Origin of the sequence: Eikenella corrodens, assembly GCF_003990355.1 — a bacterium.
Classification (GTDB): domain Bacteria; phylum Pseudomonadota; class Gammaproteobacteria; order Burkholderiales; family Neisseriaceae; genus Eikenella; species Eikenella corrodens_B.
In genome coordinates, this window is sequence record NZ_CP034670.1 from 262,555 (window position 1) to 288,588 (window position 26,034).

Annotated in this window: 19 protein-coding genes; 8 read left to right on the forward strand and 11 right to left on the reverse strand. The window is 56.3% G+C overall.

Annotated features, from left to right (window positions below; genetic code table 11):
• Positions 1–137 precede the first annotated feature (137 nt).
• Complete coding sequence (locus ELB75_RS01400) at positions 138–707, forward strand: DUF6707 family protein (RefSeq protein WP_206501475.1); 570 nt, start codon at positions 138–140, stop codon at positions 705–707.
• 220 nt (positions 708–927) lie between these two features.
• Here the strand turns inward: ELB75_RS01400 and ELB75_RS01410 are convergent, their stop codons facing one another.
• From ELB75_RS01410 to ELB75_RS01440, 7 genes are all read right to left on the reverse strand, one after another.
• The gene (locus ELB75_RS01410; RefSeq protein WP_206501476.1) at positions 928–2,268 is read right to left on the reverse strand and encodes a M16 family metallopeptidase; all 1,341 of its coding nucleotides are present in this window, start codon (positions 2,266–2,268) and stop codon (positions 928–930) included.
• Between the two features lie 127 nt (positions 2,269–2,395).
• Complete coding sequence (locus ELB75_RS01415; protein WP_126982418.1) at positions 2,396–3,706, reverse strand: M16 family metallopeptidase; 1,311 nt, start codon at positions 3,704–3,706, stop codon at positions 2,396–2,398.
• 130 nt (positions 3,707–3,836) lie between these two features.
• Positions 3,837–4,370 carry a cupin domain-containing protein gene (locus ELB75_RS01420; protein ID WP_023887579.1) on the reverse strand — a complete coding sequence of 178 codons (534 nt, stop codon included), beginning with the start codon at positions 4,368–4,370 and terminating at the stop codon, positions 3,837–3,839.
• A gap of 380 nt (positions 4,371–4,750) precedes the next feature.
• Positions 4,751–5,227 carry a low molecular weight protein-tyrosine-phosphatase gene (locus ELB75_RS01425; RefSeq protein ID WP_126982420.1) on the reverse strand — a complete coding sequence of 159 codons (477 nt, stop codon included), beginning with the start codon at positions 5,225–5,227 and terminating at the stop codon, positions 4,751–4,753.
• Between the two features lie 15 nt (positions 5,228–5,242).
• Positions 5,243–5,626, reverse strand: coding sequence for an MAPEG family protein (locus tag ELB75_RS01430; protein ID WP_126982422.1), 384 nt, complete (start codon positions 5,624–5,626; stop codon positions 5,243–5,245).
• Between the two features lie 266 nt (positions 5,627–5,892).
• Positions 5,893–6,864, reverse strand: coding sequence for a histidine kinase dimerization/phospho-acceptor domain-containing protein (locus ELB75_RS01435; RefSeq protein ID WP_126982424.1), 972 nt, complete (start codon positions 6,862–6,864; stop codon positions 5,893–5,895).
• Positions 6,865–6,922: 58 nt separating this feature from the next.
• The gene (locus ELB75_RS01440) at positions 6,923–7,720 is read right to left on the reverse strand and encodes a phosphatidate cytidylyltransferase (protein ID WP_126982426.1); all 798 of its coding nucleotides are present in this window, start codon (positions 7,718–7,720) and stop codon (positions 6,923–6,925) included.
• Between the two features lie 245 nt (positions 7,721–7,965).
• Here ELB75_RS01440 and hrpA point away from each other — a divergent pair, with 245 nt between their 5' ends.
• The 4 genes from hrpA to ELB75_RS01460 all read left to right on the forward strand — a co-directional run bounded on the left by hrpA (position 7,966) and on the right by ELB75_RS01460 (position 17,241).
• A complete protein-coding gene (hrpA, locus tag ELB75_RS01445; RefSeq protein ID WP_126982428.1) occupies positions 7,966–13,572 on the forward strand; it encodes an ATP-dependent RNA helicase HrpA in 5,607 nt (1,868 codons plus the stop codon).
• A gap of 342 nt (positions 13,573–13,914) precedes the next feature.
• The gene (locus tag ELB75_RS01450; protein WP_126982429.1) at positions 13,915–15,552 is read left to right on the forward strand and encodes an NAD-dependent malic enzyme; all 1,638 of its coding nucleotides are present in this window, start codon (positions 13,915–13,917) and stop codon (positions 15,550–15,552) included.
• A gap of 183 nt (positions 15,553–15,735) precedes the next feature.
• Positions 15,736–15,975: an SWIM zinc finger family protein gene (locus ELB75_RS01455; RefSeq protein ID WP_126982430.1), complete on the forward strand. Its 240-nt coding sequence runs from the start codon at positions 15,736–15,738 to the stop codon at positions 15,973–15,975.
• Positions 15,976–16,119: 144 nt separating this feature from the next.
• Complete coding sequence (locus ELB75_RS01460; RefSeq protein WP_126982431.1) at positions 16,120–17,241, forward strand: hypothetical protein; 1,122 nt, start codon at positions 16,120–16,122, stop codon at positions 17,239–17,241.
• Between the two features lie 27 nt (positions 17,242–17,268).
• Here the strand turns inward: ELB75_RS01460 and hpaR are convergent, their stop codons facing one another.
• The 4 genes from hpaR to ELB75_RS01480 form a co-directional block, all read right to left on the reverse strand.
• Positions 17,269–17,715: a homoprotocatechuate degradation operon regulator HpaR gene (gene hpaR, locus ELB75_RS01465; protein WP_064089452.1), complete on the reverse strand. Its 447-nt coding sequence runs from the start codon at positions 17,713–17,715 to the stop codon at positions 17,269–17,271.
• A gap of 559 nt (positions 17,716–18,274) precedes the next feature.
• Positions 18,275–19,486, reverse strand: a complete 1,212-nt coding sequence (gene fabB / locus ELB75_RS01470; protein ID WP_064083786.1) for a beta-ketoacyl-ACP synthase I — start codon at positions 19,484–19,486, stop codon at positions 18,275–18,277.
• 93 nt (positions 19,487–19,579) lie between these two features.
• Entirely contained in the window at positions 19,580–20,104 is a 525-nt protein-coding gene (gene fabA / locus ELB75_RS01475; RefSeq protein WP_126982432.1) for a 3-hydroxyacyl-[acyl-carrier-protein] dehydratase FabA, read from the reverse strand.
• Positions 20,105–20,350: 246 nt separating this feature from the next.
• Complete coding sequence (locus ELB75_RS01480; RefSeq protein ID WP_126982433.1) at positions 20,351–23,362, reverse strand: valine--tRNA ligase; 3,012 nt, start codon at positions 23,360–23,362, stop codon at positions 20,351–20,353.
• Positions 23,363–23,549: 187 nt separating this feature from the next.
• Between ELB75_RS01480 and ELB75_RS01485 the strand changes: the two genes are divergently transcribed.
• From ELB75_RS01485 to ELB75_RS01495, 3 genes are all read left to right on the forward strand, one after another.
• Positions 23,550–24,209, forward strand: a complete 660-nt coding sequence (locus tag ELB75_RS01485) for a hypothetical protein (protein WP_126982434.1) — start codon at positions 23,550–23,552, stop codon at positions 24,207–24,209.
• A 406-nt stretch (positions 24,210–24,615) separates the two neighbouring features.
• Positions 24,616–25,143 (forward strand): rRNA maturation RNase YbeY, encoded by a 528-nt coding sequence (ybeY, locus tag ELB75_RS01490; protein WP_126982435.1) that lies wholly within the window; start codon positions 24,616–24,618, stop codon positions 25,141–25,143.
• Between the two features lies 1 nt (position 25,144).
• Positions 25,145–25,978, forward strand: a complete 834-nt coding sequence (locus ELB75_RS01495; protein WP_126982436.1) for a CorC family transporter — start codon at positions 25,145–25,147, stop codon at positions 25,976–25,978.
• Positions 25,979–26,034 lie beyond the last annotated feature (56 nt).

Below are 26,034 nucleotides of genomic sequence, written 5' to 3' on the forward strand. Positions count from 1 at the left end.
CCCAAAAAGGCTACCTGAAAAACAGAGATGGCGGTTTTCAGGTAGCCTTTGAGCTTATCTGCAAATGAAACAGAGCGTATGCGCTGTCCAAATCGGAACCAAACTGAAGAAATTTGAATGATGGAGAGGTGAGCCTGATGTTTTCTGATTTACTGCTTTCGGACAATTTATCCCCGGCCCAGATGAAAAAAGCGGCGGCGTTGAGCAAGAAATTCAGCCCAACCAACAAAGCCGATTTGGAAAAGGCCTACCACCTGCTGTTCAGCCTGTTTTGCACCAACCGCATTCAAGAAACGGAAATCTGCTTAGATGTTTTAACCAAGCTGAAATTCAACGGCAATTTTAATTTGTGGACATTTATCGAACCCGGTTATTGTTTGCAATACTTCTTAACCCACGACGAAAGTATCAAACAAGAAATCACCCGGATGCTGCGTGAAGACGTGAAATCGAAATGGGATGACGAAGACGAACACCAGGAATGGATACAAAAAATTCTGGATGGCGAATTAGTGAAGCATGCGCAAGAACAATTAGACCGGTATATTGAAGACGGAATAAAAACAGAATATATCTGGCGCGTTAACTTACTGACAACATATTTGCACGTGTTGGCACTGGGCGCGACAGGGGCGTTGAACCCGTCTGTTGTTCGTGATGCCATTAATCAGAATCTGGCCAGATTAAGGGAAATAAGCGCGGCATAATCGGTTCTATGAGCGGGCTTTTGTTTCCCGTGCAGAATCTCACACTATAGTGGATTAACAAAAATCAGGACAAGGCGGCGAGCCGCAGACAGTACACACGTTACGGCAAGGCGAGATAACGCTGTACTGGTTTAAATTTAATTCACTACCAAAAGGCTACCTGAAAATTTCAGGTAGCCTTTTGGTTTGCCCGCGCCCGGTTCAATCAGGCGGCTGATGCCTAACGCCTTCTGCCGTTGCTGCGGCGGGCGGCGGGTTTGCCGGATTGGGGCATGCCGACCACGGTGGTGTGCAGGCCGGTTACGCGGCGCTGCCAGGCGGCTTTCACTTCTTCGGCGCTTAAGCGGGAAACGGCTGCCGGATAGCGGCTGAGGTAGTCGTCGGGCAGGTTGTAGAGGCCGATGAGTTTCAGGTAGCCCAACAGTTCGGCGTTGGTGTCGAAGCGCAGGGGGAAGCTGCCCACGAGGCTGGCCTTGGCCTGCGCCAGTTCGGCTTCGGTAGGGCCGTTGGCGGCGAACTCCTGCAACACTTTCTGCGTGTCGGCCAGGGCGGCGGCGGCACGGGATTTCTCGGTGGCGAAGGAGATGGTGAGCGGGCCTCGGGCGCGCAGGGGGGTGAGGCGGGAAGAAGCGCCGTAGGTGTAGCCGTGTTGGTCGCGCAATACTTTCATCAGCCGGCTGTCGAAACTGCCGCCGCCAAGGATGTAGTTGCCCACAACCAAGGCGTAGTAGTCGGGATCATTTGGCGTGAGGAGGGGCATGCCCAATACGATGTGCGCCTGGGTGCCGCTATGAGGCAGGGTTTGGGTTTGCACCGCGCCATGGGTGGCTTCGGGCAGGGGCGGCAGGGCTTGGCCGGTTGGCAAGTCGCCGGTGAGTTTGCTCACGATTGCTTCGGCCTGGCTGCGGCTGACATCGCCCACAATCGCCACCACGGCATTGCGGCGGGTGAAATATTGCTGGTGGAAGCGGTGCAGGTCGACAGGGGTGATGCGGCGGATGGTTTGCTCGCTGGTGCGGGCGGGGTAGCCGTAGGGATGGGCGGGGTACACCTGCCGGGTGTTGGCCACGGAAGCGAGGAAATCGGGCTGGGTGCGGTTTTGCTTGAGGGTTTCCACCGCACGGTCTTGCTCGCGTTTGAGCACGGCGGGATCGAAGCGGGGCTCAACCAATACGTCGCGCATCAGGCCGAGGGCGGGATTGAGGATATTCGGCTTGGAGAGGCTGCGCAGGCGCACGCCGGAAGTGTCGGCAGTGTTGTAGCTGGAAAGGCTTACGGCCAAATCGGCCACGCGCTGGAGCAGGGCTTCTTCGCCCAGGCTTTTGGTGCCGGTGTCGGCTAAGCCGGCGGCGAAATCAGCCACGCCGATTTTATTGGCGCTGTCGCGGCTGCTGCCGGCATCGAAGGCCACGTCGATATCGACAATCGGGTTTTCATGCCGCTCCACCAGCAGAACTTTGGTGCCCTCGGCGGTTTGCCAGCGCTGAATCGGGATATTCTCGGCCAGCGCGGCGGCAGGCAGCAGGCAGGCCAGCAGCAGGGTGCGGAACAGGGGTTTCATGGGGATTTACTCCTAAATTTGGATACGGTTTGGGCTGTGCTGAAGCGGGCGCTTTCAGGTAGCCTTTTCATTCAAGCCGGAAGGCTACCTGAAAATTATTCCTACGTTTTCAGGTAGCCTTTGCCGCTTATTTGGATTCGGGATACAGCACCACGGTGGTGTGTTTCTGTGCTAGAAGCCAGCGGGCGGCCTCGCGCACTTCTTCGGCGCTCACGGCCAAGCGGCGGCGGCGGATTTCGTCTTCATCCGTGTAGGAGAAGCCGGCCGATTCCAGCGAGCCGATGTTGGTGGCTTGGGTTTCCATCGAGTCTTTGCCAAACTCGCGCGCGGCCAGGCTGCGGTTGCGCACACGCGCCAATTCTTCTTCGCTCACGCCGTGTTCGGCAATCTGGCGAACTTCGTTCAAAAATGCTGCCGTGAGCTGCTCGGGCTTCACATTCGGCGCGGGCGTGCCGCTAAACAGCATCACTTCCGGCGAGCGAGTGAGCATATCGTAGCCCAGCGAGGCGGACACGGCGACTTTGCGGCCGCGCACCAGATTGCGCTCGATGCGGGCAGACATGCTGCCGTCGAGCACGTCGGCCAGCATATTCAGCGCATAGGGCAGCTTGTCGTCCACTTTGCGCAGGGCGGGCACCTGGATGGCCAAACCCACCACCGGCGAGCTTACCGGCGCGGTGGAGCGGGCGGAGCGGTTGGCCGTTTGCGGCGGCTCGGTTAAATCGTTGCGCGCGGGCAGCGGGTGGTCGGGCAGGCTGCCGAACAGTTTTTCCGCGTTATCCAGCACTTCGCCCACCTTCACGTCGCCCACAACCACCAGCGTGGCGTTGTGCGGCGCATACCAGGCGCGGTACCACCGGCGCAAATCTTCCGGCTTGAGCGTGTGCAAATCCGCTTCATAGCCGATAACCGGCGCACGGTTTTCCGGCTTGGCATAGGCATTCAGATTAATCTGCTCCCACATTTTGCCGTCGGGGTCGTTATCCGTGGTGAGGCGGCGCTCTTCGCGGATTACCTTCATTTCGTTTTCAAAATCGGCGTCGCTGAAATTCAGGTTCACCATGCGGTCGGCTTCCAGCTCCAGCACCTGCGGCAGGCTGGCTACGGCAAATTCTTGGTGATACACGGTTTCGTTGCGTGAAGTGAAGGCGTTGTCGCTGCCGCCCAGCGCGGAAATACGGCGGCTAAACTCGCCGGCGGGCACAGTGGGCGTGCCTTTGAACATCATATGCTCCAAGGCGTGGCTCAGGCCGGTTTTGCCTGCGTGCTCGTCGGCACTGCCTACCTTAAACCACAGCTGCGTGACCGCCACCGGCGCGCGGTGGTCTTCGCGCACAATCACTTTCATACCATTGGCCAGCACGCGCGACTGAGTTTCTGCCGCCGCCGGCACCACAGAGGCCGCCAACACGGCGGCCACAAGCAATGAACGGAACATAAGTTTTCCTAAAAACGGGAAGAGGCTGCATGATACCGAAATTTTCGGCAAAGGGCACTTGGCGCGGTCTGTGCATAAAGATAAAGGCTACCTGAAAGTTTCAGGTAGCCTCTGCCGTTATTGCGTCAGATTACCGCGCGGCCGGGGCAGCGGGCGCAGCCGGAGCGGCTGGAGCGGCGGGCGCAGTGCTCTGCAGCTGGCCGATAAAGTTGATGAAGCGCAGCGGCCGGCGGCCGGTGTTCTTCAGCGAGTGCGACTGGCCGGGGCGGGCGATGGTCACGTCGCCGGCCGACACCGGCACTTCCTTGCCGTCTGAGCCCACAAATATGCCGCGGCCTTCCACAATCAGGTATACGTCTTCATTAATGGTGTGCCCGTGCAGGCCGATAGACGCACCCGGCGGCAGTGTGAGCCAGCCGATTTCGCGGATTGCATCCTGCTCGCCGGTTTGGTGGCGGGTGTAGGCGAAGCGCCCCAGCAGCTTGCCCTCGCCGCCGGCGGCTTTTTCGCGGTCCCACTGCTGGAAGTCGGCTGCTTTATACACCTGAATGCTGCGGTCTACCGGCGTTTTGCTCGGCTCATTCGCCGCCGGCGTACCATGCGCCCAAGCGCCGGCGCTGGCCAGCAAAGCAGCAGTGGCAACGGATAAAATCACTTTTTTCATCGGGTATCTCCTGTGGTTGAAATCAAGGGGAAACAAAAGAATCTGGCACAGAATAACAGCAACGGGGCAGCGGTCAAACCCTCAGGCGGGCTTATCTGCGGCTTATTTGATGTATGCCAAATATGATGTTTGTTTAAGGCTACCTGAAAATCTTCAGGTAGCTTTTCCCATTCATCCCAACGTATTCACACCCGATGCAGCAACACCTGCAACACAAACTTGCTGCCCACATAGGCCGGCATCAGGCACATAAACAGAGACCTCTGCAAAATTCCCCAAAATCCCCTATGCCCGGGCAGCCTATTTCGGGCTACCGTCGGCTGGAAGAACAGGAAAAGGCTACCTGAAAGTTTTCAGGTAGCCTTTTAGCATTTATCGGACTATGGCCGGCAGGCCAAATCTTTTTCAATCTTATCCAGCAGCGCAGAGCAGCAGGCGGTGAGGATATGGCGGGTTTCGTTGAAATTGCCGGTGTACCACGGGTCGGGAACGTGGCTGTAGCCGCTATCGGGCAGCAGGTCGGTGATTTTGAAGATTTTGCCGGGATGACGGTCGAAGCGTTGTTCCAGCTCGGCCAGGTTGTTGTCGTCCATGGCCAGCAGGTAGTCGAAATCGGCCAAATCCTGCGCGCGCACGCGGCGGCTCACAAAGCCGCTGCTGTCGATGCCTTCGTCGGAAAGGATTTCCAGGCTGCCGCAGTGCATGCCTTCGCCGTCGTGCCAGCCGGATGTGCCCGCGCTGGCGGTGTGCACCGGCAGGCCGCGGGCGGCAGCCATGCTGCGGCAGAGATATTCGGCCATCGGCGAGCGGCAGATATTGCCCAGGCAAACGAACAAAACCTTAACGGGGCGTTCCATAAGGCTACCTGAAAATCAAATTGCCGCAATAAACAAAGCCACGATGCACAGCAGGTTCACGCCGAACATGGCCGAACGCAACATGGCTTTATCGTTGATGTAGCAATAGATAAAGGCGATGCGGCTGGCCACGAAGAGCAGCGCCCAGAAGTTGATGGTGAACTGGGCGGCGTTGCCGGTAACGTGGGCGATGATCACGGCGGCGGCAAACGGCGGGAAGATTTCGTAGCTGTTTTGCTGCGCCGCATTGGCGAGGGCGGCCTTGCCTTGGGCGAGGGCCAGGAAGGCGCGCGGGTTGTGGTTGTCGGCCGGAGAGAAGCCGGCGCGGTATTTGGCATAGGCGGCGCAGAAAATGGGCAGGAAAATGGCGAAGAAGATGCACCAGTAGGCTAAGGTCATGATGTGTTTGCTCCTAAAATAGGGCTAAAGCGCTTATTTTCTCCGAGCGGTACTGCCTGCGGCTCGCCGCCCGACAGGAGGAACATTGCTTCGTCCGTAATGGGTTGGAAAGATTGGTTTTGTGAGAGGCATGATTATACACGGGTGCGGGACAGATGGGCTGTTTCCGGCAGCAGGCGGCATGGGATACGACAATATTGGCAGGCTACCTGAAACTTGAGTTGCACAGAAACTGAGCTGCGTTTTAACTGCGTTGAAATTCGCTTTCAGGTAGCCTCTTTTACATCGGGAAACACCAGCCGCGCTTCCACGCCGTTTTCGCGGTTGGCGAGCATCAGGCGGCCGTGGTGCAGACGCATGATTTCGGTGGTGAAGCTCAAGCCCAGCCCGCTGCTGCGGCTGCCGTCGGCGCGGGGGAGCGAGTAGAAGCGTTGGGGGATTTTGGCCAGCGCGTAATCGGGAATGGGGCTGCCTTGGTTGTAAACGGCCAGTTCGGTGCGGCTTCGGCTGCGGGTGAGGCTGAGGCGGATTTCGCTGCCGGTTTCGGCGAAGTCTATGGCGTTGTATAGCAGGTTGTCGATGGCTTGGCGCAGCAGCAGCGGGTCGCCTTGGACGGCGCGGGGCGGGCAGTTGAGGGCGATGTGCAGCTGTTTGGCTTGCAGGGCGGCGCGGCTTTCTTGGGCGGCTTGGACGGCCAAGCTGGACAAATCGACGGTTTGGGTATCGTTCAGGCTGTCGCGGTTTTCTAGGCGGGCGAGTTCGAGCAGGCGGGCGATGAGTTGCTTTTGTTTTTCGGTATTGCGGCGGATGCGGTCGAGCAGTTGCTGTTGGTCGGGGCTGAGGGGGCTGTCTTGCAGCAGTTCGAGGGCGGCCTGCTGGGCGGTGAGCGGGGTTTTGAGTTCGTGGGTGAGGCCTAATACATAATTTTCAATGTGTTGGCGGTGGTCGAGTTCGTCGCGCAGGTGGGCGACGGCGTGGACGAGTCGGTAGAGGTAGCTGTCGCCGAATTGGGGTTGGGCGGCGGGGCGGTTGGCGGCCATGGCTTCGGCATAACGGCGGATGCGGCTGATGCTGCGGGCGAGCCACCAGGCGAGTGTGCCGAGCACGGCGAGGTTGGCGGCGAGCAGGTGGGGGACGTGGGGGCTGCCGTGCGCCAGTGCCCACACGGTGAGCAGGAGGAGGATGCCGAGGATGGCGAAGAATAGGCGGAGGCTGAGGTGTTGGAAATATTTGAGCATGGGGAGCTTGGTTTGGGGTTTCAGGTAGCCTGAAAAATTTTCAGGTAGCCTTTCCTATTCAGCCGAACAACGCGCCGATGGCGGCATATACGCTCAATACAGCTATCAGCGAATCCACGCGGTCGAACACGCCGCCGTGGCCGGGGAGCAGGTTGCTGCTGTCTTTCACCCCGGCGGCACGTTTGAACCAGCTCTCCAAGAGGTCGCCGCCGATGCCCACGAAAGTGAGCACGGAGGCAGTGAGCATGATGCCGAGCCAGGAAATATTGAAGCCGAACCAGCCTGCGGCGCGCGCCAATGAGGCGTACACCAACACGCACAACAGCCCGCCAAACACGCCTTCCCAGCTTTTGCCGGGGCTGATGGCGGGGGCAAGTTTGCGTTTGCCCCACAACCGGCCGAACACATAGGCAAACACGTCGGCAACCCACACCAGCATCATCACGGCCAAAAGATGGAGCGCGGATTGGCTGTCGGGGCGCAGTTCCAGCAGGGCAAACCAGAAAGGCAGCATCAGCAGCCAACCGGCAGCCAAGCCTTTCCAATCGGCCTGCAAACGCCATTTGAAACGCAGCCAGGCGGGCATGCCGAGCAGCCAGAAGGCAAGCACGATTGCCCACGCCGCCGCCGGCAGCCGCCAGCCGCCAGCCCAAGCCAGCGCCATAAACAGCGCGGTGCTGGCCAAATAAGGCCGCTGCACTTGCTCCGGCATACCGCACAGCCGGCTGTATTCCCACAGGGCAAGCAGGGCAATCAGGCCGGAAAACAGCGCCCACAAGCCGCTGCCGGCGGCAAACAGCATGCCGAGCATCAGCGGCAGTAAAACCAGAGCGGTGAGGATTCGTTGTTTGAGCATAGTTGGATTCTTTCAGGTAGCCTTTGGGGAGGGATGGCGGCCAAACCGATACCGTATTGAAGGTTTATGGCCAATTTGTTTAAACGCCGGGATTATAAGCGAAACCGCCATACATTAAGAAAAAGGCTACCTGAAAAACTGAAAATGGGTTTTCAGGTAGTCTTTCTCCTGCCCCCGCCGCCGAACAGCCAAGCGCTTTTTGCTATAATCCCATCCTTGTTTTCACTCGATTTTTCCCCAGCCAAATGGATCTCTCCCAAACCCTCTCCAAAGACCGCCACTTCCTGCAATCCGCCTTCAAAAATCCCAACAAATACGGCGGCTTGTCCAAAGTCGAAGAAAAATACCGAAAATCGCACGAAATCTTTTTGAAGCGTTTGGCCGCATTGCCCAAACCCGAATTCGACAACACCCTGCCCGTTCACGAGAAGCTCGACGAAATCAAAAAAACCATTGCCGAAAATCAGGTAACGATTATTTGCGGCGAAACCGGTTCGGGCAAAACCACGCAGTTGCCCAAGATTTGTCTGGAACTCGGGCGCGGGGCGGCGGGGCTAATCGGGCATACCCAACCGCGCCGTTTGGCCGCGTGCTCGGTGGCGGAGCGGATTGCCGAAGAGCTGAAATCGGAAATCGGCAGCGCGGTGGGCTATAAGGTGCGTTTTACCGACCACACCTCGCGCGATGCCTGCGTCAAGCTGATGACCGACGGCATCCTGCTGGCGGAAACGCAGACCGACCGTTATCTCGCCGCCTACGACACCATCATCATCGACGAAGCGCACGAGCGCAGCCTGAACATCGACTTCCTCTTGGGCTACCTGAAACAGCTCCTGCCGCGCCGCCCCGACTTGAAAGTCATCATCACCTCGGCAACCATAGACGCAGAACGCTTCTCCCAACACTTCAACGGCGCGCCCGTGCTGGAAGTGAGCGGACGCACCTATCCCGTCGAAATCCTCTACCACCCGCTGACCAGCAAAGACGAAGACGACGCGGAAGTGGAGCTGACCGACGCGATTGTCGATGCGGCGGACGAATTGGCGCGACACGGCGAAGGCGATATTTTGGTGTTCCTGCCGGGCGAACGCGAAATCCGCGAAGCCGCCGAAGCCCTGCGCAAATCCACGCTGCGCCGCAACGACGAAATCCTGCCCCTGTTCGCACGCCTGTCGCACGCCGAGCAGCACAAAATCTTCCACCCTTCAGGTGCGAAACGCCGCATCGTGTTAGCAACCAACGTCGCCGAAACCTCGCTCACCGTGCCGGGCATCAAATACGTCATCGACACCGGCCTCGCGCGCGTCAAACGCTATTCCGCACGGGCGAAAGTGGAGCAGCTTCATGTCGAAAAAATCTCCCAAGCCGCCGCACGCCAACGCTCCGGCCGCTGCGGACGCGTCTCCGCAGGCGTATGTATCCGACTGTTTTCAGAAGAAGATTTCAACAGCCGCACCGAATTCACCGACCCCGAAATCATCCGCAGCAACCTCGCCGCCGTCATCCTGCGCATGGCAGCGTTGAAACTCGGCGACGTAGCAGCATTCCCGTTTTTAGAAATGCCCGATTCGCGGTATATCAATGACGGGTTTCAGGTGTTGTTGGAATTGGGGGCGGTTAATGAACATAACGGCCTGACCAAACTCGGCGAACAAATGGCGCGCCTGCCCATCGACCCGAAAATCGCACGCATTTTGTTGGCGGCGAAGAAGCACGACTGTATGGCGGAAATATTGGTGATTGCGTCCGCGCTGTCGATTCAAGACCCGCGCGAGCGGCCGTTGGAAGCGCGCGATGCCGCGGCCAAGGCGCACGAACGTTTTACCGACAAGCAGTCCGATTTCCTTGCCTATCTGAACATTTGGGACAGCTTCCAGCGCGAGCGTGACAAAGGATTGTCCAACAAGCAGTTGGTGCAGTGGTGCCGCCAATACTTCCTGTCGCACCTGCGGATGTGCGAGTGGCGCGAGCTGCACCACCAGCTTGCCCAAACCGCGATTGAAATGGGTTTGACCACCAAGGAAGCCGCTTTCAGACGACCTCCCGAAGTCAGGCAGCTCACGTCATCTGAAAATGCGGGCGACCAAGACCTATCCGCCAAACTCAAACAAAAACAACTGGATAAGAAACAACACCGCGCCCAAATCCGCGCTGCTAAAGAAGCGGGCTACGAACAAATCCACCGCGCCCTGCTCACCGGCCTCATCGCCAACGTCGGCATGAAATCGCCCGACGGCAACGACTACACCGGCGCGCGCGGCAGCCGCTTCCACCTTTTCCCCGCCTCCGCCCTGTTCAAGGCGAAGCCCAAATGGGTGATGGCGGCAGAACTCGTTGAAACGACAAAACTTTATGCCCGCGACGTAGCCGCCATCCAGCCCGAATGGATCGAGCAGGAAGCGCTGCACCTCGTCCGCTACCACTATTTCGAGCCGCACTGGGAACAAAAACGCGGCGAAGTCGTCGCCAGCGAACGGGTAACGCTCTACGGCCTGACCGTCTTGCCGCGCCGCCCCGTGTCCTACGGCAGAATCGCCCCCGAAGAAGCGCGCGAAATCTTTATCCGCAGCGCGCTGGTGGCGCAGGAATGCGATTTGAAGGCTGACTTTTTTGCCCACAACAAAAAGCTGATTAAGGAAATTACCGAACTCGAACACAAATCGCGCAAGCAAGACGTGCTGGTCGATGACGAAGCGCTGTTTGCGTTTTATAACGAACGGCTGCCCGATTTTTATACGGCGGACGCGGTTTCAGACGGCCTGCACACCGAAAGCAGCCTGCCCCCCCGAAGGCTACCTGAAAACCGCGAACCCGCAGGTCGGACTCCTGAAACTGACAAAGCCGAAACGCCGTCTGAAAACGGATCCGGCAAGTTTCCCCAAAACAATATTTCAGGCAGCCTGAAAGCCGAAAGCAGCCTGCCCCCCCAAAGGCTACCTGAAAGCCACACATCCCAATTTTCAGACAGCCTACATCCTGTAAATCCGCAGCCATTCTCCACCGTGGGGGAACAGAGTACCGCAGTTTCAACGGTTTCAGGTAGTCTGAAATCGTCCACAGCAACATTCCGCATACGCCCCGGCACACATAATGATGCAGCCCAAATTGCCGAACTGTTCCGCCGCGCCGTCCTGCACATTGAAGCAAGCCATTATAGCGACAGCGAAAAAACCGCATGGATACAGGGCGCGGACAATGCCGCCTTTTGGCAAAAACGGATTGGACGCGGCTGTATCCGATTGGCAGCGCAAAATGACCGCATACTCGGCTTTATCGAATACCTGCCCGAGCAAAATCATTTGGACTGCCTATTTACCGACCCTGCCCACCAGCGGCAAGGCGTCGCTTCCGCGCTGTTGTCTGCCGTTTTGCCGCAGGCGGATGCAGATAAAACGGTAACGGCAGATGTGTCCGCAGCCGCGTTGCCCTTTTTTAAAAAACAGGGATTTATACTGCAACATCAAAACCAAATTCAGCGAAACGGCTTGGTTTTAATCAATTACCGCATGATTTTGCAAACCGACAGCATTGATGCGGCCGCACAAACCAACTTTTCCGCAACCGCAGCAAGCCCTCTCCCACAGGAGAGGGAACAGAGTACCGCAGCTTCAACGGTTTCAGGCGGCCTGAAAACGACGTCTTGCGAAGCAAGGCTGAATTTCTGCGAAGCTAAAACTAAAACCGAAAGCAGCCTGCACTCCGAAAGGCTACCTGAAAACCGCGAACCCCAATTTTCAGACGACCTGCGTCCTGCAAACCCTCAGCAAACTACCCCCTCCCCCGCGGGGGAGGACTGGGGAGAAGGCAAAACAGTTGCCGCCCAAACCAACTTTTCCGCAACCGCAGCAAGCCCTCTCCCTAACCCTCTCCCGCAGGAGAGGGAACAAGGTGCCGGTGTTTCAACGGTTTCAGACGACTCCAAAGCTCAAAGGCTACCTGAAAACTCCCTATGCTACGCCGACGGTCAACCAATACTGCTGGGTGATCGTGTAACTATCGACAGCAAACAATGGCACGGCAAAATCGTTGCCTTGATTGCCGAGCAGCAATGCGACCCGTCCATCGGTTCCGCCGAAGAATGGGCGACATTACAAAGCGGCGTAATGGCTCAATTTAATGAAGCAGGCTTGGTGCACTATCCCGATGCTGAGACTGCCGGCGAACTCATCTTATTGGCACGAGCGGATGCAGCAGATGTCCTAAAATCTAAAAAGCACAACGTAGAATGTGTGGCACACGCCACGCACGCGGATTCCAAAGATACGGACAACCGCGTGCGTGAACCGAATTCACACACCCTACAAAACGTTTCAGACGGCCCCAAACCCAAAAAGCAGCCTGCACCCCCAAAAGGCCGTCTGAAACCCCTACCCCTCGCCGACATCCGCACCTTCCAAGCCTGGCTCAAAACCGCCGAGCGCGACAACCCGCGCCTGCTGTTCCTCAGCCGCGACGACCTCATGCAGCACGCCGCCGCGCACATCACCGAAGAACAATTCCCAAAACACTGGCAAACCGCAGACGGCAAATTCAAACTCAGCTACCGCTTCGAGCCGCACCACCCGCTCGACGGCGTTACCCTCACCCTGCCGCTCACCGTGCTCAACCGTATCAGCCCCGCCGCCCTCGAATGGCTCGTGCCCGGCATGATACGCGAGAAAATCCAGTTGCAAATCAAAGCGCTGCCCAAACAAATCCGCCGCATCTGCGTGCCCGTACCCGAATTCATCACACAATTTTTAAGCCAAAACCCCGACCGCAACGCCCCCATCCTGCCCCAACTCACCCAAGCCATCGCCAAAACCGCAGGCGACATCCGCATACTGGAGCAAATCAACCAAGACGAATGGGCCGCGTTCAGGCTGCCCGAACACTGCTATTTCAACCTCCGCATCATCGACGACGGCGGGCAAGAATTAGCCATGGGGCGCGATTTAATCCAAATCCAACAACAACTTGGCAAAGCCGCCGCCACCACCTTCCGCGACAACACCCAAGAATTCGAGCGCGACAACGTTACCGCATGGGACATCGGCACCCTGCCCGAATCCATCAAATTCACACGCGGCAAACAACAGCTCACCGGCTACCTCGGCCTGCAAAAAGAAAAAGACGGCCGCATCGCCCTGCGCCTGTTCGACACGTCCGCCGCCGCCGAGCAAGCCCACCGATTAGGCGTGATCGAACTCATGAAACTACAACTAAAAGAACAAGTTAAAGACCTGAACAAAGGCATCCAAGGCTTCACCCAAGCCGCCATGCTGCTCAAACACATCAACGCCGACACCCTGCGCGACGACCTCACCCAAGCCGTCTGCGATCGCGCCTTTATCGGCGAAGACGAGCTGCCGCGCAACGAAAAAGCCTTCAAAGAACAAATCAAACGCGCCCGCAGCCGCCTGCCCGCCGTCAAAGAAGCCCTCAGCCGCTACCTGCAGGAAACCGCCGCCGCCTACGCCGAACTGAACGGCAAACTCGGCAAACACCCGCTCACCCACCTCCTGCGCCAACGCCTGCAAACCCTGCTCGCCGCCGGCTTCGCCACCCGCACCCCGTGGACACAATGGTCGCGCCTGCCTGTGTACATCAAAGCCATGACCCTGCGCCTCGAAAAATACAGCAGCAACCCCGCCCGCGACGCAGCCCGCGAAGCCGATGTTCAAGAGCTGGAACAAATGTGGCAGGAAAAAACCGACGGTTTGGTGAAACAAGGACAACCCGTTTCAGACGACCTCGCCGCGTTTAAATGGATGATTGAAGAATTGAGGGTATCGCTGTTCGCGCAGGAATTGAAGACACCGTATCCGGTGTCGGTGAAGAGGTTGTTGAAGGTGTGGGAGGGGTTGAAATAAATGAAGGCTACCTGAAAATTTTCAGGTAGCCTTAAACATTTAAATTTTATATTTCAAAAAATAATGTATGGAATGTGGTCTTTCTAACTACTACCCTTTTCAACCAATTCCAAAGCAGCCTACACCCCCTTTCTTGTTTTCAGAAAGTAAGACGTAATTTTGAGTACAAAAAATTCAACCGTTTTTTAATATTCTCTTACCTGATTTGTCATTGCTTACCTGTATTCTCATATCCGAGTACGTTATTCCGCTTTATTTTTCATCTGTTTTACTAATTTATGAAATTGAGTATAGAATGAATTGGGAATTCCCCAACCACCTCACCTCATAGGAGACTGCATCATGAGCAACATCCCTGAAATCCTGCAAAACCCGCTGACCAACAAAGACACGGCGTTTACCATTAAAGAGCGTAAGAAATACGGCTTAATCGGCCGCCTGCCCGCAGCGGTGGAAACGCTTGACCAACAAGCCGTACGCGCCTACCGCCAATACGCTTCATATGCCGAAAATATTGAAAAATATATTTTTCTCGACCAGCTGCACAACCGCAACGAAGTGCTGTATTACAAACTGCTGACCGACCATTTGGCGGAGATGCTGCCGATTGTGTACGACCCGACCGTAGGAGAAGCAATTAAGAAATGGAGCCGTGACTACCGCCGTTCGCGCGCGGTGTATTTGGATATCAACCACCCCGAAGCCATTCGCGAATCCCTTGAATCTTTGGGGCTGGGTGCGGACGATGTGGATTTGATTGTAGTGTCGGACGCGGAAGAAATACTCGGCATCGGCGACTGGGGCGTGAATGGTACGGATATTTCCGTCGGCAAACTGGCGGTTTACACCGCTGCCGCAGGCATCGATCCAGCGCGCACCATTGCCGTCAATCTTGATGTTGGTACAGACAACGAAGCCTTGCTCAACGACCCCGCCTACCTCGGCAACCGCCACGCCCGCGTGCGCGGCGAACGCTACGACGCACTGATTGCTGCATACTTGAAAACAGCGGCAGAGCTGTTCCCGAATGCATTGCTGCACTTTGAAGATTTTGGCCCGTCCAACGCGCGCCGCATTTTGGTGGAAAACCGCGAACGCTACCGTATTTTCAACGACGATATGCAAGGCACGGGCGCAATTGTCATGGCGGCCGTGTTTTCGGGTTTGAAAGTAACCAAACAGGATTTTGCCGAACAGCGTTTGGTTGTTTATGGAGCGGGTACGGCGGGAACAGGCATGGCAGACCAAATCAGCGCGGCCATGCAGCGCGACGGACTCTCCCGCGAAGAAGCCAAGAAACGCGTATGGCTGATAGACATCAACGGCTTGGTTACCGACGATATGCCGAATCTGCCGGATTATCAGCAGGAATATGCCCGTCCTGCCGCCGAAGTGGCTGCATGGACGAAAACCAACGGCAAAATCAGCCTACTGGAAGTGGTCAAACAGATCAGGCCGACCATCTTAATCGGCACATCCACCGATCACGGCGCGTTTACCGAAGAAGTGGTAAAAGCGCTGTGCGCGGGCGTAGAACGGCCTATTTTGCTGCCGCTGTCCAATCCGACGGAGAAAATCGAAGTCATGCCTGCCGACGCGGTTCAATGGTCGGACGGCAAAGCGTTAATTTCCGTCGGCATACCTGTTCCGCCCGTTTCTTATAAAAGCGTGAACTACCACATTGGGCAAGCCAACAACGCCATGCTTTATCCGGGCCTGGGCTTGGGCGTTATCGTTTCTGGCGCGAAAGAAGTTACCGATGGTATGCTGCTTGCCGCTGCCGAAGCCGTAGCATCACAAGTGAACCCGCAAGATACAGGCGCATCCCTGCTGCCACCGGTGGACAACCTGCGCGCGTCATCCGCCACTGTGGCGGTTGCCGTGGCGAAACAGGCGGTCAAGGACGGTGTAGCGACCAAACAGTCTGAAAACTGGGTACAGGCCGTGCAGGATGTAATGTGGCAGCCTGTATACCGCTGATTATCCAATCATTGCATTCCAAATAAATTATCGCCTCCTTTCAAGCACCTAAAAGGTCGTCTGAAACCCATTTTCAGACGACCTTTTGCCACTCTGCCAAACAAGAATTCCCGCCACTATCTCCCCAAACGTCGCCCGAACCAGTAAACTTCCCATATTTCAACAACTTCTTGAAAGCAAACCATGTCCGGTATCTACCTACCCCGCCTATTTCCGCCCCATATCGCCGAACGCGACCTGCTGTATTTTGAGCAGGGCAAGGTTCGCGATGTCCAAAAAACTTCTGCGGGGCGTTATCGGGCGGAGGTGTGTGGTTCGGAAAACTATTCGGTATGGCTGAAGCTGGATAGTGATTTATACATTAAGGACGGGGGCTGCGATTGTCCTTATGGCGGGGCGTGCAAGCATATGGCGGCTTTGTAGTATGCGGTACGCGCTCAAACGCCGGACGGGCAGCCTGACGAATCTGACGCGCAGCAGCCTAAAAAGGGCGGCAATCTGTATCGGCAGCAGCTCTCCCGAATCTTTTCCCGAACCCGATATTATGATTACTACGAAGCCGCTGATTTGGGCTTCAGGCTGCAAAACTGGTTGGAAGATGTGGCGCAGGAGGGGACGGCGGCGTTGCAACAGGCTTTGCCTCTGTTGATACCGCGTTTGCAGGATGCTTTTGAAAAGGCGGATGATTCAGACGGTATGTTGGGCGATGCTATGTATATGGCAATCGACCTGCTGGAAGAGGCGGTCATGGAAAACGTCCCAAAGCGTTTGATTAATTTTTTAGACAAATGCTTGGACGACAGCCGCTATTTTGACTCCTCCGAAGCAGGCAATAAAATCTACCAAATCCGCGCCCGAATCTGGCGGCAGCGCGGCGAATGGCAGGCTTGGCAAGATTATGTGGCTAAACGTTTGGCGGTTGCCAAATGGAATTGGGATTATGAACTTTGGGCATTTGAGGGGTGGCAGGTCTTGCAGGCGAAAGGCGATACTGCTGCCGTGCAGGATTATTTCAGACGACATCTGCGCCTGCCGAAATTCAGACAAATTGCGGTAGAACAAGCAGTTGGTCAGCAAGATTGGGCGGAAGTGGAGCGCCTCTTGCGCAAAGGCATCAGCATTGCCGAAGATGAAGGAACACTCGGCACACTGCACAAATGGAAGCTGCAACTTTTTGATGTATTGAAGGAAATCGGCAAAAATGTACGTGAAATCGCAGCGGATTTGGCGTTTTCCACCAGCCTTTCATTGCCGCATTACGAGGCATGGAAAGCCACGTTTTCCGCCGCCGAATGGCCGCATGAATTCAACCGCCTGCTTGCGCGTTTGTCTGACCAAGATTCGCTGCAAGCTGAAATATTGGAGCATGAACAGGAATTCGACCGGCCACTCGCCCTATTGCAGCAACACCTTTCGTTGTACATGATGGAACGTTTTGCCCCGTCTTTCCCCGAGCCGTATCACGACCAAATCGTAGCTTGCTACCTGAAAATCTTTGCGGCTGAAATCAATAAGGCAAGCAACCGTAAACAATACCGCCAGCTCTTGAACCAATTAAAGATCCTCCGCCGCCAATATTCCGCACAACGGCAGGCGATGGAAGACTTTGCCGACGAAATCAGGGAACGATATAGTGAAAAACCGCGTCGGCCTGCGCTGCTGGAGGAATTGGATCGGGCGGGGTTTTAGGAGGCAATCTGTCGGATTGAGCGTATCTCACATCCGCGCCATTGTGGCTACATGGATAGCAGCCATTTGGCTCAGCAACTCATGCAGCTGTTCCAGTTTTTCTTTGGAAAGCTGATTTTCGATGCCGTCGTAACAGGCATCGATTTTGCCGACAAAGTCGTTGAAGGTGCGCTCGCCTTCCTCGGTAAGCTTGAGATAAACGCGGCGGTGGTCGTTGGCCGGGCGCAGGCGCACCACCAGCTTCATTTTTTCCAGGCGGGTGAGGATGCCGGTGAGGCTGGGTCGCAGGATGCAGGCGCTGCGCGCTAGGTCTTGGAAATCCATCGTACCGTTTTCGGCCAAAAGGCGCAGGATGCGCCATTGCTGGTCGGTGAGGCCGATTTCGTTGAGCAGCGGGCGAAAATGCGTCATCAACGCTTCGCGCGCCTGTATTAACGCAATATTGAGCGAAGAATGTTTGGAATGCTTGATCATCGCGATCTCCCTTGGTACAGATAAAGTAGTTGGCAATATTTTTGTGTGGTTTTTTATAATTAATTCCCTATTAACAATCAGGGTATTGTTCAGTTTATTATATAACTCAAGCCTATAGTGCGCGGATATTTGATTTTCTTGATTAAAGTCAAGCTATTGACCATGCTGGGCAAAATTGCCTGCCTAAAAAGGGTTGTATCGACCGAAAAATCAAAATAAATCACATTAGCAAGAATGTTTTTAAAAATCTATTGTTGCTAAGATAATGGTAGGCTGGGTGATTATCAAGGCTACCTGAAATAATTGGCAAAATTTTTACAAACACTGTTGCATGCTTTGCCTCATTATCAGGTATAGTGGATTAAAATTACAATGATACGGCGTTGCCAACGCCCTTATGTACTACCCGTACACGGCGGGCGTTGCCGCCTTGTCTCATTTTTATTTTAATCCACTATAAATAGATACAGTATGCTGAAGTTGCCGGTTTTTACGCCAGAAAAAGCCACATAAAAACAGCCGAACCTCAAAATAGGTTCGGCTGTTTTTCAGGTAGCCTCTACACGCGGCTGAAAATCAACGTGGCATTGGTGCCACCGAAGCCGAAGCTGTTCGACATCACGGCATTGAGCTTTTTGCTGATGTTTTCGCGCACAATCGGCAGGCCGGCGGCTTTTTCATCTAAGTTCAGCACATTGGCGCTGGCACACACGAAATCGTTGAGCATCATCAGAATGGAGTAAATCGCCTCGTTCGAGCCGGCAGCGCCCAGCGCGTGGCCGGATAGGGATTTGGTGGAACTGATGAGCGGCACTTCTTTGCCTTCAAAGGTTTCGCGGATGGCGCCGAGTTCTTTGGTGTCGCCCACCGGGGTGGACGTGCCGTGGGCATTAATGTAGTCCACGCTGCCGCCGTGCTGGGCGAGCGCCATCTGCATGCAGCGCACCGCGCCTTCGCCGGACGGCTGCACCATGTCGTGGCCGTCGGAAGTGGCGCCGTAGCCGGTGAGTTCGCACAGGATGTTGGCACCGCGCGCTTTGGCGTGTTCGTATTCTTCCATCACCAAAATGCTGCCGCCGCCGGAAATCACGAAGCCGTCGCGGTCGGCATCGTAGGCACGGCTGGCCTGTTCGGGCGTGTCGTTGTATTTGCTCGATAACGCGCCCATGGCGTCAAACAGGGAACTCATCTGCCACGATACTTCTTCGCCGCCGCCGGCAAACACGATGTCTTGTTTGCCAAGCTGAATCAGTTCGGCAGCGTGGCCGATACAGTGGGCGGAAGTGGAGCAGGCGGAGCTGATGGAATAGTTCACACCTTTGATTTTAAACGGGGTAGCCAAGCAGGCAGCCACGGTGGAGGCCATGGTTTTGGTTACGCCGTAAGGGCCGATGCGCTTCACGCCGCTCTCGCGCAGGGTATCGGCGGCTTCCACTTGCGAGGCGGAAGAGGCGCCGCCGCTGCCGGCCACGATGCCGGTGCGAACGTTCGACACCTGCTCTTCGGTGAGCCCGGCGTGGGCGATGGCTTCTTTCATGGCGATATAGGCATAGGCTGCGGCATTGCCCATAAAGCGCAGGATTTTGCGGTCGATGTGCTCTTTGGTATCGATGTTGATGTTGCCGGCCACGTGTGAGCGCAAGCCCATTTCACGGTAGCTTTCATCAAAAGCGATGCCGGATTTGAGCTGGCGCAGCGATTCGAGCACTTCGCGGCAGTTGTTGCCCAAGCTGGACACGATGCCGATACCGGTTACGACTACTCGTTTCATAATAATGAACTCCGTTAGGAAAGTAGGCTACCTGAAAAGTAAACGCAGAAGCTTCTATTGGTTCAAAGCCGGCGTTTTCAGGTAGCCCGTTGGCTAGAAATCGTCTGTGCTGGTAAACAAACCTACGCGCAGGCCGTTGCCTTCGTAAATCTTATGGCCGTCCACGCTCATTTCCGCATCGGCAATGCCCAACACCAGCTTGCTGTTCATCACGCGCTTCATGTGGATGTGGTAAGTGATTTTCTTGTGTTTGGGCAATACCTGGCCGGTGAATTTCACTTCGGCACAGCCCAGGGCGCGGCCGCGGCCGGGCGCGCCTGTCCAGCCCAGGAAGAAGCCGACTAATTGCCACATGGCGTCCAAACCTAGGCAGCCGGGCATCACCGGATCGCCGATGAAATGGCAGCCGAAGAACCACAAATCGGGGTGGATATCCAATTCGGCGATGATTTCGCCCTTGCCGTATTTACCGCCGGTGTTGTTGATGTTCACGATGCGGTCGATCATCAGCATATCGGGCAGCGGCAGCTGCGCGTTGCCCGTGCCGAAAAGCTCGCCGCGGCCGCAGGCCAAGAGTTCTTCTTTGGTGTAGCTGTTTTGTGGAACGAAATTGCTCATGGGTATCCTTAATGCTGCCAAAAGCAGCTTGATATAGTGGGAGAAAAGCCAGAATTGTTGCTTGGCGAAGCGCTTACGGCACAATTTAGGTTTTAGCTCTAGATTAAGCATTCTATTTGATTATGCCGTGCCGCGCAATCTGGCCGTCTTTGCCAGCGGCATTTTAATCCTATCGGCGCGGCTTGTATAACAGAAAGGCTACCTGAAACGGTTTTTCAGGTAGCCTTCTTCACGCGCAGGAGAGGTTTACTCTTTCAGCTTCGCCAATGCGCTTTGCACTTTGGCCATCTTCTCTTCCAACTCCGCCAGTTCGGCTTTATCTTTTTCCACCAAATGCGCGGGGGCTTTGTCCACATAGCCGGGTTTGGAGAGTTTGGCGTTGAGTTTGTCCAAGGCTTTTTGCAGCTTCTCGGCTTCTTTGCTCAAGCGGGCGGTTTCGGCGGCTTTGTCGATTTCGACTTTCAGCATCAGGCGCGCGCCGTTGCAGACGGCGACGGGCGCGTCTTCGCTTTCGGGCAGGGCGGCGACTTGCTGTGCTTCGGTCAGGCGGGTCATCATCGGCAGGTATTTGAGGTAGTCCGCCAAGTCGTCCGCGCTTTCGACAAACAGCGGGGCTTTTACGTTGGGCTGGATGCCCATTTCGCCGCGCAGGTTGCGGACGGCACCGATCAAATCCTGCAACACGGTCATTTGCTCGAAGGTCGTCTGAACGATTTGTTCGCGGTCGGCTTCGGGGAAGCGGGCGAGCATGATGCTGTCGGCGGTTTTCGCGTCGCACATGGGGGCGACGGTTTGCCACAATTCTTCGGTGATGAACGGGATAATCGGGTGCAGCAGGCGCAGGGCGGCTTCGAGTACGCGCAATAAGGTATGGCGTGTGGCACGTTGGCGGCTGGCGCAGCCGGTTTGGAGCTGTACTTTGGCGAGTTCCAAATACCAGTCGCAATAGTCGTTCCACACGAAGCTGTACAGGGTTTCCGCTGCCAAATCAAAGCGGTAGGTTTCGTAGGCTTGCGTAACCTGCTCGATGGTCTGATTCAGACGGCCTATGATCCACATATCGGGGAAGGAGTAGCCGCGCGGTTCGGTGGCGGTTGCGCCGTAGCCGCAGTCTTGATTTTCGGTGTTCATCAAGACGAAGTTGGTGGCGTTCCAGATTTTGTTGCAGAAGTTGCGGTAGCCTTCGGCGCGTTTGAAGTCGAAGTTCACGCTGCGGCCGAGGCTGGCGTAGCTCGCCATGGTGAAGCGCAAGGCGTCCGTGCCCATGCTGGGGATGCCTTCGGGGAAGAGTTTGCGTGTGGCTTCTTCCACTTTCGGCGCGGTTTCGGGTTTGCGCAGGCCGGTGGTGCGTTTCACCAGCAGTTTGTCCAAGTCGATGCCGTCAATCAAATCGACGGGGTCGATGACGTTGCCTTCGGATTTGGACATTTTTTTGCCTTCGTGGTCGCGCACGATGCCGTGGATATACACGTCTTTAAACGGTACTTTGCCGGTGAAGTGGGTGGTCATCATAATCATGCGGGCGACCCAGAAGAAGATGATTTCGTAGCCGGTAACCAAGACGTTGGACGGCAGGAAGGCTTTGAGTTCGTCGGTTTCGGACGGCCAGCCGAGCGTGGAAAACGGCACGAGCGCGGAGGAGAACCATGTGTCCAGCACGTCCTCGTCGCGTGTAAGCCGTATACCTGCGGCTTGCGCCTGCTTAACAGCGCGGGCTTTTTCGTCTGCCAAAGCAGCCTGCACATTGTCGGCGGGCAGTTCCAAACTTTCCAGCTTCTGCACCACGCGGATAAAATCCGCCATCAGGCGCAAATCGCTGTTGTCCGCGATACCTGCGTTTTGGCGTGCTTCGTAGCGGACGGCAAAGGCATCCCAATACGCGCCGAACTCGTCCTGCGCCACATACACCCTGCCTTCTTCGTCATACCACGCGGGGATTTGATGCCCCCACCACAGTTGGCGCGAAATGCACCAGTCTTGGATGTTGTTCATCCATTGGTTGTAGGTGTTGACCCAGTTTTCGGGGATAAAGCGCACCGCGCCGCTGTCCACCGCCTTTTTCGCCTTTTCCGCCAAACTCAGGCCGCGGTATTCGCTGTTCGGCTCGATGCCCTGCGGCTTGGCATTCATGGCGACAAACCATTGGTTGGTCAGCATCGGCTCAATCACGGAGCCGGTGCGGTCGCCTTTCGGCGTCATCAGTTTGTGCGGTTCAGTTTTCACCAGCAGGCCGGCTGCGTCCAAATCGGCCACGATTTGTTTGCGCGCTTCAAAGCGGTCCAGCCCCGCGTATTTTTCAGGCAGCCTGCACACCTGCGTGGGCGTGCCGCGATAATCGCAGGCCTGCGCTTCGGCAAGGATTTTCGCATCCAAACCCAATACGCTGATGAGTTCGGTGTTGTGCCGTTTGCCGACTTCGTAGTCGTTAAAATCGTGCGCGGGCGTGATTTTAACGCAGCCTGAACCGAAGTCTTTTTCTACATATTCGTCCGCAATCACGGGAATGGTGCGGCCGGTGAGCGGCAGGGTTAATTGCTTGCCGATTAAATGCGTGTAGCGTTCGTCTTCGGGATGGACGGCAACGGCCACGTCGCCCAGCAATGTTTCGGGGCGCGTGGTCGCCACCACCACCGCTTCGGCAGGATTGTCCGCCAGCGGATAGCGGATGTGCCACATAGAGCCCTGTTCTTCCACGCTTTCCACTTCCAAATCCGACACCGCCGTGCCAAGCACGGGATCCCAGTTCACCAAGCGTTTGCCGCGGTAAATCAAGCCTTGCTCATACAGGCGCACGAACACTTCGGTCACGGTTTCGGCGCGCACGTCGTCCATCGTAAAATACTCGCGCGTCCAGTCGGCAGAGCAGCCCACGCGGCGCATCTGCTGCGTAATCGTGCCGCCGGACACTTCTTTCCATTCCCACACTTTTTCCAAGAATTTTTCACGACCCAAATCATGACGCGACACGTTTTGCGCGGCAAGCTGGCGCTCGACCACGATTTGCGTGGCGATGCCGGCATGGTCGGTGCCGGGAATCCAGCAGGTGTTGCGGCCTTTCATGCGGTAATAGCGCGCCAGTCCGTCCATGATGGTTTGGTTGAAGGCGTGGCCCATGTGCAGCGTGCCGGTAACGTTGGGCGGCGGCAGTTGGATGGAGAAACTTTCGGGTTTGGAAAAATCGGCGGAGAAATAGCCTTTGGCTTCCCAGTTTTGATAGTGTTTGGATTCAAGTTCGGAGGGGGCGTATTTGTTGAGCATAGTGCAGGCTGCCTGAAAATTCGGTTGGTTGAAAGACGGGCGATTATAGCGGAAAATGGGGCAGGCTTGGCTTCAGGCTGCCCCCGTTCGGGCGGGCTGTGCCGTTTATCCCGCCCGTTCCGTTTTCAGGCAGCCTGAAACGGAAAGTCTCTCCCCCCAAAAACCTAACTTACCGAAAGGAAACCTCATGAAATACCTCCTAATCGCCCTGCTGGCCGCATCAACTGCCGCCCATGCGCAAGAATATAGGTTCAAAGATCATCCCTTTGAAAGCGGCGGCGTCGGCGTGTCCACAGACGGCAAAACCTTTTCCATCAACACCACCAATTCCAGCGGCAATCTGTGCAATTTGGAAGGCCGTCTGAACAACAATGTTTACCGCGACGGCGAAGGCTGCGAAGTGCGCTTTACCTTTGCCCGCGACAAAGTAAACGTTACCGTGCCCGAATCCGCCCGCAAAGCCTGTGCGGAATATTGCGGGCTCAACGCACATTTTGCGGATCAATACCACCGCCTGCCCGCCGCCTGCACCGAGTCTGCCGCCAAAAACACCGCACAGCGCTTTCAGGCTGCCTACCGTGCCAAAAATTACGCCCAAGCCGCGCAAATCCAGCAGCAGTATGTGAACACCTGCAACAGTTTCATGTTTATTACCGAACAAATGCGCGCCCGCAACGATTTGGCGGTGGCCTATAAAAACAGCGGCAACAAAACCGCCTGCCGCGCCGCACTGCAACCGTTGCGCCGCTATTGGAACGACAAGGCGGACGACCACACCTACCTTTACCGCGACCATTTCATGGAAGAACTGGCCGCCGCCAAATTCAACTGGAACGCGTGCCGTTGAGAATCTCTCGGCTCTGCCGGAATTCTGTTTCAGGCAGCCTGAAACATCCGGCCAACCTAAAAACGGGAAAGTAGGACGCCATGACAGACACCAACAAACAACGCGCCGCACAAACCGTGCGCCGCTTAAAAAAGAACAAAGCGGCGAAGAGCGACTGAACGCATGGCGGCAGACCGCTGCCGCACAGGGGTTGGGCGGCGAGTTCGCCTTGGCGCAAAGGCTGGGCGTGGAAGCAGCCAGCGAAGAACAAATCCGCATGATTAGCGAACTGTACGGACGCTAGTTTCGGATGTCATGTCGTGCCTGCGCTGTCAGCCCGCAAAAAGGCTACCTGAAAACGCATTCCCGGGTTTTTAGGTAGCCTTTCCCGCTATAATAGCGCCCGTTTTCCGATTCAAACCAAACCATGAAAACCGCCAAACGTTATCCCTTTCCCGCCCTGTTGCGCCAACGCCTGCAACTGTATTTTGCCGATCAAGCCCGGCTGCCCGGCTGCCCGGGCGAGGCGCAATTCCGCCGCTGGGCGTGGCAGGCCGTGAAATCGCAGTACCGCCGTGCCGAAATCGGCCTGCTGCTGCTCGACGAAGAAACCGCCCACGCCTACAACCGCGACTACCGCCAAAAAGACTACGCCACCAACGTGCTCAGCTTTGCGCTGGATGAAGGCGAGCAGGCCGCTTTGGCCGGGCTTTCAGGTAGCCTGCCCGTTTTGCGCGGCGACCTGGTTATCTGCCCGCAGGTGGTGGCGCGTGAGGCTGCCGAACAGGGCAAAACCTTGGAAGCGCACTTCGCCCACCTCACCCTGCACGGCGTACTGCACCTGATGGGGTACGACCACATCGAGCCTAATGAAGCCGAAGCCATGGAAGCACTTGAAATCCGCCTGATGAATCAGTTAGGATACCCCAACCCCTACGCACAGGATGCAGACTGAAATGGACGACCACCCGGCCAAGCCCGGATTTTTTGAACGGCTGTTCGGCCGCCTCGCCGGCGACGGCCCCGATTCCCCCGAAGACATACTCGCCCTGCTGCGCCAAGCGCGCGAACAGAAAATCTTCGATGAAGACACCCAGCAATGGCTGGAAAAAATCATCGATTTCCGCGGGCTGGAAGTGCGCGACGCCATGATCAGCCGCGCCCAAATGGACGTGGTGAAAGCCGGCGACAGCATCAGCCGCATCATCGCCTATGTGGTGGGCACCACCCATTCCCGCTTCCCCGTGATTGCCGACGACAAAGACAACGTGCTCGGCATCCTGCACGCCAAAGACCTGCTCAAATACACCCTCAATCCCGAACAATTCAAGCTTGAAAACGTGCTGCGCCCGGCCGTGTTCGTGCCCGAGGGCAAGCCGTTGAACGTGTTGCTTAAAGAGTTTCGCGATATGCACAACCACCTGGCCGTGGTGGTGGACGAATACGGCAGCATCAGCGGCCTGGTCACGCTGGAAGACGTAATCGAGCAGATTTTGGGCGACATCGAAGACGAGTTCGACGAAGACGACAGCGCAGACAATATCTTCGCCGTTTCCCCCGACCGCTGGCGCATCAACGCCGTTACCGAAATCGAAGACGTGAACGAATTTTTCGGCACGGACTACAGCGATGAAGAAGTGAACACCATCGGCGGGCTGGTAATCAAAGAGCTCGGCCATCTGCCCGTGCGCGGCGAAAAAGCCGTTATCGGCCCCCTGCAATTCACCGTGGCCCGCGCCGACAACCGCCGCCTGCACACGCTGATGGCGGTGAAAGCCAAACCCGAATAAGCCCGCATGATAAAGGCTGCCTGAAAACGGATTTTTCTTTTTCAGGTAGCCTTTCG